Source organism: Paenibacillus sp. Root52, from assembly GCF_001426865.1.
In the GTDB taxonomy this organism is placed as follows: domain Bacteria; phylum Bacillota; class Bacilli; order Paenibacillales; family Paenibacillaceae; genus Paenibacillus.
This window is the reverse complement of record NZ_LMFO01000003.1, coordinates 20,937-33,119: the sequence shown is the minus strand read 5'-3', so window position 1 is coordinate 33,119 and position 12,183 is coordinate 20,937. Positions and strand designations below refer to the sequence as shown.

The following is a 12,183-nucleotide window of genomic DNA, read 5'->3' as shown; positions in this document are numbered from 1 at the left end:
TGGTATGAATGCTTAATACTCTGATTAAAATTGGTTCAAGTAATTCTGTTTCAGCCAGTTGTAGCTATTGGCTACGCTTTCAAGAGGTGGATTCTGACATACATCCTGTTCTACAATCAGCCACTCTACACCTGCATTGGTAGCTGCCTCAATCACGGCTGGCAGATCAACCGAACCTTGTCCCAGTTCCAGTGTTTTCATCTGACCCTGTTCGTCTTTGCTGAAATCCTTCAAGTGAAGCAGCGGCAAACGTCCCGCATATTTATTAATATACTCGATTGGATTTTGTCCCGCAAACTGAACCCAACATACATCCATCTCAACCTGTACAGACTCTGGTGTCGTTTGAGTAAACATCGCGTCAAAAGCATTCTCATCGCCAACCTGGCCATGGAACTCAAAATCATGGTTGTGGTAACCAAAGGTCAACCCTTGTTTCGTAACCTCTTCCCCATACCCTTGAAGTTCTGCAAATAGCTTCTTCCAGCCTTCTGCGTCCTCTGGACGATCTTCTGGCATCAAGTACGGGCAGATCATATATTGAGCCCCAATCGTTTTGAGGTAATCGATTTGTTGTTGCAGGTTCTCACGCATCGCATGCAGTGAAACGTGGCTGCTGAATCCTTTCAATCCTAGTTCATCTAGTAGCGCTTTCATTTCTTCGGCAGGAATATCTCCATATCCAGCAAACTCCACGCCTTCATAACCAAGCTCAGCTACTTTGCGCAAAGTTCCACGGAAATCTGCTACAGTCTCATCGCGGAGTGTGAACAATTGCAATCCAATATTACGTTTTCCCATGATATCTACACCTCTGCTCTAGAATTTGCTTTCATTGCTCTATCTGGTTTCATCCTACCGCAAAACAGGCTAGAATGAACATATACAATATCGTCAAACCATGAACTATTTGATCAAATTTTTCTGACGTGTGTTAACATGAATTTCCATGTTAACTCCCCACCATGGACTTTACGATATGAACGTGAATGAATCATATTCTTGAGCATCATGCTACACCTACATATAGGAGGACTACATCCAATGGAAACTACAGTACTGATCTGCGACTACTCCTACCATTACAAAGCATTTAATCATAATATGAGGGGCAACTTACAGAGCTTTTTGTTCCGTCTGCAGACCGAAGGCACATGTAAGATCTATATCCAAGATGAGGAATTCACGATGACCAGTGGCGATCTTCTCTTGCTTAAGCCTGGGGATGATTATCGTCTTGTTGTAGAAGAGCCACATAAAGAGGGCCGCTTATCGAGTGGGGATTACTATTTATTTTGCGAGGGAAGCTGGATCGATCATTGGTGGGGGCAAACAGCGCGACCTACCCTCAGCCGAATCGGTCTAGATGACAAATTGGTTAGTCTATGGCGGAACATGTTGCTTGAAAAGCGTCGTGGCCCCCTGGAGGAAAACGCAGAGCTGAACGATGCACTCCTTCGTGGCTTATGCCTATACATTGACCGTGCTATCAAAGAAAACATTCAGACCGACCGTGCCGTCTCCTCGGCCCTCAAACTGAAACGTTTCATCGAGGAACATGCCACCGTAACGTTCAAACTGGAAGAGGCCGCACGATACGCGGGACTAAGCCTATCGCGTGCGGTACGATTGTTCAAGGAGCACTATGGTCAGACCATGATCCAATATGCAATCGAAATTCGTCTGAACGCTGCGCTGGAGCGTATGAAATACAGTGAAATGACATTGGAACACATTGCGGAATCCTGTGGATTCGCAAGCTATTCCTATTTCCATCGGGTCTTCCGTACACACTTCGGGATGTCACCTGCGGAGTACAGGGAATCGCAGTCCCATCCACCAATGGATCTAGAGCACGTTTGAATTAAGGTTAAGGACATTCTTGAACGTACCAAAAAGCCTTACTTCTCTAAGCTGGCTTAATCAAATAAGCTAACGTTTAGAAGGTAGGGCTAGGTGTCGTCCCCTCCTATTGTAATCACTTTGACGATAGAATTAGACATTTTTCAGTTCGACACTTCTCCAACTAAATAGCTACACACTCTCGACTTGTTGAACATGTGTAGGATATCTGAAGCAGAGCGCACCGAACTCGTCATTCCCGATATGGTAGGCCGGATCTTCTTCAAAACCAAACCGCCGATACAACGCTACGGCATTAAGCATACTAGGACTCGTATACAAATATACAAAATCACGATTGAACGCTTTGGCGGATTCGACGCACCGATCAAGCAATGCCCGCGCAACACCATGTCCCCGCCAGTTTGGATGAACGGCAAGTAAGCGAATAAACGGATAATCAATCGGCGACTCGAAACCGGCATATGCTTTTTGAGCCGTCTCAAACAACTGGACTGTGCCCACAATGCTTCCATCTATCCGAGCTACCCATAATTGTGCGATAGACGGGTTAAGAAGCGATTCTCTAATTTCCCCAATATACTTATCCCAACGCTCCTTATCGTTAAACGCACGCTCATATTCGGTATAACTCGTCACAAGCACATCTACGATCTCCGCATAATCTTTCTCTTGCGCCAGCTCCACCGTTATGTTGGTTGTCAATGTTAATCCCCCTCTATAATTTCACAGGATCCATAAGTCGCTCATCGTTCATTCGTGATTAAGTTCCAGATTAAAAAAGAGTACTCTCATAAAAATCATAAAAAAGTCCTAGTTATGAACTAAGAATTATGTATTTCCGTCATTGTAGCATGCATCTTTTACAGGTGATCATTAAATGTTTCTATTCTTTGATTGATATTTTCTATAGAGATAGAACATATCATCTTTATTTTCGCCAAAAGTATGCGGTTCTACAATTGTCCAAGAAATAAACGTAAATGATAATTCGACATATTATTCCAAAATGTTCCTTATGTGATATAGTATAAAATACCTATATTAGAGGAGTTGTTGCACGTTGAAATGGACGCTGATTAAATCGTTGCTTATTGCCAGCTTGATTAGCCCACTATTGGTACTAGGCAATTCCGCTGAGGCGAAAGACCTTCCTGAGCCCGAATGGGTGTACAACATTGACAAGGGGGAATGGAGTCTCCCTTGGAATATAATCCCTGGGGCCGTTGTGGATTCCCGAGGTAATCAGAGCCTACTTGGTTATAACATGGTTGGAGGGAAACGTTATTTAGAAAATATAGATCCCTTATCGGGGACTCTCCGATGGTCTATCCTTGAAAATTTTGATTTTGTCCCTTCAGAAGACGGGTACATTTTCATGTTCGACAAGAACAACAAAGTCAGTGCCATGAACTTAGCAACCGGTAAGAAAATATGGACGGGTACTCTACCCTTCAACAAAGATGTTGCATATCATTCCTATGAGAGTGACATGTATCCGGGTAAGGACGGAAGTCTGTATGTCGCTTCGCATTCAAAAGATTATAAAGCCACCTTATACCACTATGACTCTAACGGCCGGAGAACCAAAAAATATACAATGCCGTATTCCATCTTGGGTATAGAAGGTGATTATGTATTTGCCAAAACCTATAGTGATGACCCTAATACATACATATTGAATCTAGCTACAGGAAAAAAAATCGTAACAGCGAAGAACGGAATATCATACATTCCTGTTAATGTACTAAAGGATGGGACAATCGTTACTCAAAACGTTGTCAAAAACGCGGTAACCCTCAAAGCCTATAATGCTAAAGGGCAGTTACAATGGACAAAAAAACTTCCATATGTAAGCGAACGGACGGAGACTTACACACTCCAAAACCGTCTCCTCTTTATGGATGGTAAAAACAATTCATTAAAGCTGTACGCTTCAGATGGTAAACTGTTGGCAAGCAAATCATACAAACCTCTCGCTACAGGGTATAACCGTATCCTGAGAATGATCGAAGTCTCAAGAGATCAGCAGAGTCTGATGTTCACAGTTAAAAAGGGAGGATGGTACGAAATCAACATATTGGATTCAACCAATCTGAATGTCATTAAAGCCTTCTCTGAAACGGAAATGGATTTCTATCAAAATACGAACTACGAGATTCTCAACAACAGAACCCATTTTATTGTAGTGGACCCTAGGGGAAAAGCGATCATGAATTACGACCTGACACGAATAGATTACTAACACGTTATGAATTAGCAATATCGTTAGAAGAGCCGCCATCTCCTCGGAAAATGTATGTACGATACAAACTCCGACAGGTGGCGGCTTTTTTATTTGTGCAACCGTTGAAGTCGTTGAACTCCCCCATGACGCCTCTCCAACAAACCTGTATAGTTAACCATAGTACTCTAACATCAACCTCTTATTAATTCATACATAGCAGGACCATTCATATTTTTACGAACTGGAGCGATAGCAATGGAATCTAAACGCAAAGTTCTCATTATTGAAGATGAACAGGATATTTCGCGCATTCTACGAGACTATTTGATCAAGAACAACTACGAAGCTGCGATTGCCAATAACGGTCAAGATGGATTGCACATCATGGATATGCTGCAGCCAGACTACATCATTTTGGACATTATGCTCCCAGATCTGGACGGCATCGAGGTCTGCCGTGAGATTCGGCGCCGTAACCATATTCCGATATTAATATTGAGCGCGAGGGGCAGCGATACGGATAAGGTGCTGGGTTTAGGCTTTGGCGCTGATGATTATATGACCAAACCTTTCTCGCTCAGTGAGTTACTGGCTCGGATCAACGCACACTTCCGCAGATATGATCGTCTGACAACGGAACGTGCCTCTACCGATCTGCTGAGGCTGTCTAACCTTGTCATAGATAAGAAGGGCTACAAGGTAACGATAGATGATCAAGAGGTCTCCCTCTCTGCCAAAGAATTTGAGTTACTTTACTATCTAGCGAGCAACAAAAACCAGGTTTTCTCGAAGTCACAGCTTCTGGATGCGATCTGGGGTTACGCTGCTTATGGAGACGAGAATACCGTTACCGTGTATATCCGCAGATTAAGAGAAAAAATTGAAGCAGACCCTTCCGAGCCTCGTCTTCTGAAAACCGTTTGGGGTGTCGGCTACAAGTTCAACCATGAATAAGCCAAAGGGAGGCAATGACATGTCACTGCATATGTGGTCTAAACGTTGGCTGCGTATAACCTTCATTCTGCTAATGATATTGATTACATGCAGTCTATTGCTTTTCGTGAATCTGCTTATGGACAGACAAAATAACAACTCCAATCTATCCATTAATCAGGTGCGGCTTGCAGTTAATCCACTTCTTCTTGAACTTGAACAAAAACAGCAGCAGTTAACGGATCCGACAACTCGGGATCAATTGCGATCTATCGTGCAAGAGAACGGGGTTGAGCTGACCTATGTTGGATTAGATGGCGTCGTGGTCATATCTTCTACCCCTTCCTTGGAGGGCACGCAGCTGAATCTGCAATCTGTACTGCATTATGATCTGAATCAGGCGGCACAGGTTACGGATGATAAGCAGTCGCTCAATATTGCCTTTCCTGTTATCGATGGAACTAATGGAAGGCAGATTGGCAATGCCATTTTTACAGTTCCCCTATCTATGGTTGTTGTTGAGCAGCCGCTCACCTCTGCCTTCTGGGTCATGATCACGTTAGCCGGCGTCTCCCTTATGCTAGGCGCTTGTCTGATCGCTATGAAACGAAAGGTCAAGAAGCACCTACTCTCTCCGATCAGCCAGTTGAAAGAACACGCCGAGTCCATTCTCAAAGGGAAGTACGATCAGCCTATTCAATACTCCCGAGTAGATGAAATGGGCGAATTATACGCTATGCTTGATCTGATGCGCGCGGAGATCATGCATCTGAATGCAGAGCGTATACGTCAGGAACGAGCACAGAAAGAACTAATCACGAATATATCGCACGATCTCAAAACACCCATTACAACCGTTAAAGCATACATAGAGGCTATTCTGGAAGGCTTATGTACCGATGAACAAACGTTGATGGAGTATATGGAGGTCATGCGAACCCATACGGATAAAACGGCTAGATTGGTTGAGGATCTGCTCGTTCACGCTTTGCAGGAGCTAGGTCAGATCTCTGTCGAACCTCGCGAAGTGTACAGCCTTGCCACCTTTCAACATATGTTACAGCCCATTGCACACATGGTGGAGATGAGAGGTCTGAATTATGAAGAACCGGCATCGATCCCTAATGTACTTATGCAGATTGATTCAACGAGAATGGAGCAGGTTCTATCCAACATCGTATTCAATGCCCTTAAACATACCGTTCCCGGAGATACGATTCGGATTGTGACCGAGCTAAATGCTGGACAATTTAAACTGACTATTGCAGATACGGGGCAAGGTATTCAGGCTCAGGATATGCCTTTTATATTCGAACGATATTTTAAGGGCGCAGCTTCTCCTTCTAACTCGTATGTACAGGAGGGAACAGGTCTTGGTCTATCCATTTGCAAAAGTATTGTTGAAGCACACGGAGGTCAGATCACTTTTTCGAGCAAAGAAGGACAAGGTACGATTTTTCAAATTCATCTGCCCATATGTTAACTAGCTGACCATGTAATACTTTATTCATAATTAGATAAGACTTCCTCAATGTGTCTCCCTTAAACTAATTAAAATGAATCATAGGGAGTGATCTTCTTGGTCAAGACAGCCATTATACGTGCTCAAAACTTATGCAAAACCTACAATACGGGTAGTGAGCAGTATCATGCTATACGTAATGTTGATCTGGATATATACGAAGGCGATTTCACCGTAATCATGGGCAACTCGGGCTCAGGCAAGTCTACCCTGTTGTACCTGCTAAGCGGATTGGATCAGGTAACAGCAGGTGAAGTGTATTTCCGGGATCAACGCATTGACGCTTATACCGAACGGGAAATGTCTGAATTCCGCACCCGCCGAATCGGTTATATCTATCAAAGTATCAACCTTGTCCCAGACCTCTCGATCCAACAAAATATCGCATTACCCGGCTATATCGCCGGTTCCAAGAGGAGTGAGGTCGCCGCGAGAGCAAGTCAATTGATGACAGCCATGGATATCAATGAACAGCATCATCGCCTTCCCTCTGAAACGTCAGGTGGACAACAACAACGAGCTGCCATTGCACGTGCACTAATTAACTCACCTGATATGTTATTTGCTGATGAACCCACGGGTAGTCTGAACTATGAGCACGGCCAGGCTGTCCTAGATATCTTGACCGATATCAACCGCAAGGGACAATCGGTCGTTATGGTTACTCATGATATCAAGGCTGCATGTCGTGCAGACCGCCTTATTTTCATCCGAGATGGTAAGGTAGCAGGTATTCTTGAGTTCAGCAAATATGACGAAGAGCAGATCCACGATCGTGAATCGATGATCTTCAATTTTGTTTCGAGGAAGGAATAGGGCTATGGCAATCATGTGGCGATTAAGCCTTTCTTACCTCCGGAAAAACAAAACGCAAAATGGATTTAGCACGCTCCTCATTCTCTTATCCACACTACTTGTAGCAACAGCCGTCATTATTCTAGCGAATACCGGCAATTTATTTAAAGAAATGCATGATCGTGCCCATGGCTCTCATCAGATTCTCTCCTTTGAGAAAGACCTGAATGATCCTCTGGCTGTATATGATTGGTGGCAGGAACAAGAACATGTTGATGTCTCTCCGTTACTACAGTACCGGACACTGTCAGGAATTACGTTTGACGGCTTGGATATTCCGAATCTCTATCTATACATGATAGATACGCCTGCTCCCCCATGGGATGTGGATAAACTCATTTTTGCCAGCGGATTGCAACCAACTTTGCCTGGACAAGGTTCGGTCTGGATCCCTACCTCCATGGCGAACTCATACCATATCGTAATTGGCGATACGATAAGCTTCAGAGCCGGTTCCACTAACCTCAATCTGACGGTTTCCGATATTGTTGTAGATGTTCCTTACGGTGCCCCATTCACCAACACTGCACGGGTCTGGATGAATCCAACGGATTATCAACAGGATGTTCAGGCACTCGCAGGAAATGACAATTACATGTTCGGCATTCATTTTGACGATTACAGCACGAATTCACGTTATTGGGAGAAGTATAACCTTGAGCATAATGTCCCTTTTCTGGAGACCAAGATGGAGTTTGAGAGTATATCCTCCTTCTATCTGATTATTAATCAGATTATCGGGTTCATTATGATCTTCCTCGGCGTAGTTATGCTAGTTATCGCTCTCGTTACGATTGGGTTCACAATCTCCGATGCCATCTTGGCTAACTATAAAACGATCGGGATCCTCAAATCGCTAGGATTGACTTCCCATAAGATGATTGGCACGTATGTCATACAATACGCCATATTATCTCTAGTCGCCATTCTTCCTGGGCTTATGCTAAGTGTGTGGATATCCAAACCGTTAATGAGCATCTCAGTGTCCTCACTCAGCGCTGGTGGTGGCGATATTCCAATGCAGGGAATTGGTGCAGCCTTGCTTGTGGGTGCATTTCTCTTCGCTATGGTCATCTTGTTCGTTATGCTCTATGCCAACAAAGCACGACATATTGAACCTGTGCAGGCCATTCGTTATGGGATGTCCGAAGCTGACCATATTCGCATTGCTCAACGGATGAATACACCGTTCTTCCGTGCGATTGGGTTCTCACGATATCCGGTTTCTGTCGTCATTGGCTTTCGCAATCTGATGAAGAACATCCGTAGCTCTGCTCTTATACTACTACTCACGATGATGGCATCAGCTGTACTCGTTCTTGGTTATGTCGTTGTGACGAGTGTCAGTGGAATATACCAGACAGCCGCTAAATGGGGGTATGATAATGCCAACATCGCAGCCGTAGTGGTGAATAAGAGTCATTTTTCCCTAGATAAGCTAGAGCAAATATTAGAACAAGATACCCGCATCCAGAATGTAGGCTGGCAAGGGAATACGTCCGGGGTCATCCGCCCTCACACTTCGATCAATCCGCAGAGTCAATCCACGAGTCTGTTTCTAAGTGTGCTGGATGGGAGCTATGATCAGCTTGGGTTTGAGAATCTAAGAGGATCTAATCCTCGGTTGGAGAATGAAATTTCGATCGGTGTAAATATAGCCAAAACGTATCATAAGGATCTCGGTGATCTCATTGATATCTACATTGAAGGACAAAAGCGTACTTTCGTGATCACGGGTGTCTATCAAGCGATTGCCAACATGTCCGTCTCCGGACGAATCACCATGGATGCGATGCATAGCGTGAATTCCAGTTACAAGGATGTGGATGTGGTTTTTATCAATGTGAATGATCCGGTTCAAGTAGAACCTGTTGTCCATGCATTGAATGAGCAATTCAAGGATTCTACTTCTGTTGTTACCCAGAAAACGCTGCTTGATTCCGTATATGCTGAAGCAGCAGACATTCTGGTCTATCCGATGACACTAATCGGGCTACTGTTTATTCTGGTTACATTTATCATTATCTTTAGCACCTGCAGGATCAGCATTCGAAAGGAAAGCAGAACGTATGGCATATATAAATCCATTGGTTTAACATCAAGCCAAATTCGATTGTCGATTGCCATGGGCATTGTAATCTTGTCCTCCATCGGCGCCTTATTGGGCATTGTCATAGGCATATATGTACTACCTGTTCTTCTAGAGCTCGTCCTTTCTGGATACGGGATCGTAGAGCTTCCCCTTATTTTGAACTGGGCTGGAATCCTATTATTCGCCTGCCTTACCATACTTGCGGCAGCATATGGTTCATGGGTGTCTTCACGAGTTATTCGTCATTCCTCTCCGCGCAATCTGGTTATTGAATAAGAAAAGGTAAAGAAACAGAATAGAAACAGAATAAGCCCTCTCGCCTCCTTATAAGGAACGAAAGGGCTTTTCGTATGACTACTCTGTTGAAGAACCTGGACTCGTAATATTGATCTTTACCTTATACGTAATCGGCACGGTGCTGAAGACTTCATCCCAGTCATCCTTGACCTTTTTCCACACTTTCGGATATTTAATCCGTAAGCTATCCCGAAAATCGGCAACGTCTACTTTGTAGGTATGTTGAAGTTTATGGAGCACTTGATCAATTTGCTGTTCCGCCATATCCGTAAAATTCTTTTCTAATTCTCTGAGGTAGGCTCCCTTCTCTTCTTCTTCGGGTGCACGCCAATCCTCCATCAGCCAACCTTCAGATTCCGCCTTCACGTCAAATGAAATATCGTTACCCACCACTTTAGGTGTGATTTTGGTTTTTTTCTTCTTGATTTCATATAACACAGTAAATCCTTGTTTATTATATGTTTTAATAACACCTCCTCGTTCTTTATCCATAAGCCATGCTAACCCCTCTAGATCGGTTTGATTCAGTTCACCAATGAATTTAGTGGTTTCTCCTTTAAAAATGCTAGCCCCAGAGAATTTGTCCTCGCCTTTAAAACTAAGTACATTCTGTAGCAAAAAACTAGAGCCAGATTGCATCTGTGCATCTAATTTAGTTAACGGAACAGGTTCCATAATTTTATTGGATAAGTACGCATTGTTACTGATCCCTGTGAGGTAAAAAGCTGGAATTCGCGTCGGATCATCTGAAGTGAGCACATCAATTGCACGTCGATGGCTGATCAATACCAGGCAGTTTGGGCGAATATCGTTATCTCGCAGTACAAAATCAAGCAGTTGATCCAAACCATACGTTTTGGCAATATCCTTCGATATTACGATGACCTTCAGATGATGTCCGATGAGTGGACGATCTCGTCTTAATGCAAACTGACGAAAGATCTGTAACATAGAATCCCCTGTTAGCTGTTCATTGGAATAAGAAGTTTTACCCGCAGATGGAGATCCCGATTGTCCACTATTTTGACCACTCGCATACCCTGGGGCGATCTGAACCGTTGCAGTTAACACTTTCTGCTTCGCATAATCTCCTCCTTGATTTGCAACGCTCTTTTCAAACTCTGTCTCTTGGGCGACGTCAATACCCAGCCCTACATATAAACTTAGCTCCTCAATCTCTCTACTGCTCCAACAACCGGATATCAGTAACAGAATGCATAGACTAGTGATTGTACGTACAAGCATACGAAACCGCATCATGCATGTTTGCCTCCTTTTTTGCGAATTAGGCTTAACACCAGCAACACCAGAGGTAAAATAGCAAACAAAAATACAGATGCATTGCCCAGCATATCCCCTAATGCAAAGGTCTGATCCACATTTTTGGGCATCAAAGCTGTGATATAGATGAATGGAAGCAGGGCATACACAATGACTGGCATCTTCTTCACACGAAATAAATCACGAATCCCAACTGAAGCGCAGTAATGGGTAATGACTGTTGTTGAGAAGATCTGCATTATCCAGATTACAAGCAATAAGGATTCGAAACGCTCAAATATTAGTCCTTGAATCTCGAAGCTCCTCACCAAATCCAGTGTAGGCCATGTTCTCGTTTTGATACCATCCAGAGACAGACTACCTACAACCATAACAACGGTAATCAAATATACGATGGTGGAAGTCATCAATCCCCATGTCATCGCCTTATTGCTTTTTTTCGGATTTTGCATATAAGCAGTTATGACAAACATCACCTCGTAACCTGTATATGATAATAAGGAGGGTTTCAATCCTTTAAGAACGGGCATAATTCCGTCTCCAAGTACAGGTCGAAGATTGCCAATCTCGAATAACTGATTACTAAGCAAAATTTCCATCACAAATATTAGCAATGTGATTGGCAAAATAATTTCAAATACACGCACAATAACGACAAGTCCACCAGAGATCAGATAGATACCTATCCACATAAAAACCATTACGATCGCCCAAGTGGGTGTACGTTCAAGCAGATACATTCCCGTTACGTCCGCCATAACTCTAATCTCGAATGCAGCAATAATCGTGAAATACAGAATCATGGCACATCCTAATATGTAAGCAATCCAGCTCCCCGTGATCTCGCGGGTGAACTGGAAGACGGTCTTCCCTGGAAAGCGGCGGCACAAAGTGACCAGGATAATGCCAATGCCTGTAACGATCAACCCAGCCAAAATAATGGAAATCCAGACATCTGGTGTTCCAACAGCTTTACTCGTCGTTCGAGGTAACGTCAAGATCCCAGCACCCAGCATGTAATTGACGATAATTACAACGGCCTGAGTCGTCGTAATTTTGCCTAGAGGCCTATCTTCATTCAATGCATTTCACCTCCAGCCCTTTGTAAAGTAA

At 43.6% G+C, this 12,183-nt stretch carries 10 protein-coding genes; 6 read left to right on the top strand and 4 right to left on the bottom strand.

Features of this window, described 5'->3' with window-relative positions:
- Positions 1 to 24 precede the first annotated feature (24 nt).
- Complete coding sequence (locus ASD24_RS06150) at positions 25 to 801, bottom strand: sugar phosphate isomerase/epimerase family protein (RefSeq protein ID WP_056693096.1); 777 nt, start codon at positions 799 to 801, stop codon at positions 25 to 27.
- Between the two features lie 243 nt (positions 802 to 1,044).
- Between ASD24_RS06150 and ASD24_RS06145 the strand changes: the two genes are divergently transcribed.
- Positions 1,045 to 1,863 (top strand): helix-turn-helix transcriptional regulator, encoded by an 819-nt coding sequence (locus ASD24_RS06145; RefSeq protein ID WP_056693093.1) that lies wholly within the window; start codon positions 1,045 to 1,047, stop codon positions 1,861 to 1,863.
- 171 nt (positions 1,864 to 2,034) lie between these two features.
- Here the strand turns inward: ASD24_RS06145 and ASD24_RS06140 are convergent, their stop codons facing one another.
- Positions 2,035 to 2,568, bottom strand: coding sequence for a GNAT family N-acetyltransferase (locus ASD24_RS06140; protein WP_056693089.1), 534 nt, complete (start codon positions 2,566 to 2,568; stop codon positions 2,035 to 2,037).
- Between the two features lie 358 nt (positions 2,569 to 2,926).
- Here ASD24_RS06140 and ASD24_RS06135 point away from each other — a divergent pair, with 358 nt between their 5' ends.
- The 5 genes from ASD24_RS06135 (at position 2,927) to ASD24_RS06115 (ending at position 9,768) form a co-directional block, all read left to right on the top strand.
- Positions 2,927 to 4,108 carry a PQQ-binding-like beta-propeller repeat protein gene (locus tag ASD24_RS06135; RefSeq protein ID WP_056693085.1) on the top strand — a complete coding sequence of 394 codons (1,182 nt, stop codon included), beginning with the start codon at positions 2,927 to 2,929 and terminating at the stop codon, positions 4,106 to 4,108.
- 237 nt (positions 4,109 to 4,345) lie between these two features.
- Positions 4,346 to 5,044, top strand: a complete 699-nt coding sequence (locus tag ASD24_RS06130; protein ID WP_056693083.1) for a response regulator transcription factor — start codon at positions 4,346 to 4,348, stop codon at positions 5,042 to 5,044.
- 19 nt (positions 5,045 to 5,063) lie between these two features.
- Complete coding sequence (locus tag ASD24_RS06125; RefSeq protein ID WP_056693082.1) at positions 5,064 to 6,506, top strand: HAMP domain-containing sensor histidine kinase; 1,443 nt, start codon at positions 5,064 to 5,066, stop codon at positions 6,504 to 6,506.
- Positions 6,507 to 6,602: 96 nt separating this feature from the next.
- A complete protein-coding gene (locus tag ASD24_RS06120) occupies positions 6,603 to 7,361 on the top strand; it encodes an ABC transporter ATP-binding protein (RefSeq protein WP_056693080.1) in 759 nt (252 codons plus the stop codon).
- 4 nt (positions 7,362 to 7,365) lie between these two features.
- On the top strand, positions 7,366 to 9,768 hold the full coding sequence (locus tag ASD24_RS06115) for an ABC transporter permease (RefSeq protein WP_056693077.1): 2,403 nt from the start codon (positions 7,366 to 7,368) through the stop codon (positions 9,766 to 9,768).
- 78 nt (positions 9,769 to 9,846) lie between these two features.
- On the opposite strand, the gene ASD24_RS06110 is transcribed toward ASD24_RS06115, so the two are convergent.
- Together ASD24_RS06110 and ASD24_RS06105 are read right to left on the bottom strand one after the other, a co-directional pair.
- Positions 9,847 to 11,049, bottom strand: a complete 1,203-nt coding sequence (locus ASD24_RS06110) for a Ger(x)C family spore germination protein (RefSeq protein ID WP_056693075.1) — start codon at positions 11,047 to 11,049, stop codon at positions 9,847 to 9,849.
- Positions 11,046 to 12,152: a GerAB/ArcD/ProY family transporter gene (locus ASD24_RS06105; RefSeq protein WP_056693072.1), complete on the bottom strand. Its 1,107-nt coding sequence runs from the start codon at positions 12,150 to 12,152 to the stop codon at positions 11,046 to 11,048. The genes ASD24_RS06110 and ASD24_RS06105 overlap by 4 nt, the downstream gene beginning before the upstream one ends.
- Between the last annotated feature and the right edge of the window lie 31 nt (positions 12,153 to 12,183).

Bases quoted from the DNA above. Each gene is read 5' to 3' on its own strand.
- ASD24_RS06150 (WP_056693096.1), bottom strand. From the start codon at position 801: ATGGGAAAACGTAATATTGGATTGCAATTGTTCACACTCCGCGATGAG.
- ASD24_RS06145 (WP_056693093.1), top strand. From the start codon at position 1,045: ATGGAAACTACAGTACTGATCTGCGACTACTCCTACCATTACAAAGCA.
- ASD24_RS06130 (WP_056693083.1), top strand. From the start codon at position 4,346: ATGGAATCTAAACGCAAAGTTCTCATTATTGAAGATGAACAGGATATT.
- ASD24_RS06125 (WP_056693082.1), top strand. From the start codon at position 5,064: ATGTCACTGCATATGTGGTCTAAACGTTGGCTGCGTATAACCTTCATT.
- ASD24_RS06115 (WP_056693077.1), top strand. From the start codon at position 7,366: ATGGCAATCATGTGGCGATTAAGCCTTTCTTACCTCCGGAAAAACAAA.
- ASD24_RS06110 (WP_056693075.1), bottom strand. From the start codon at position 11,049: ATGATGCGGTTTCGTATGCTTGTACGTACAATCACTAGTCTATGCATT.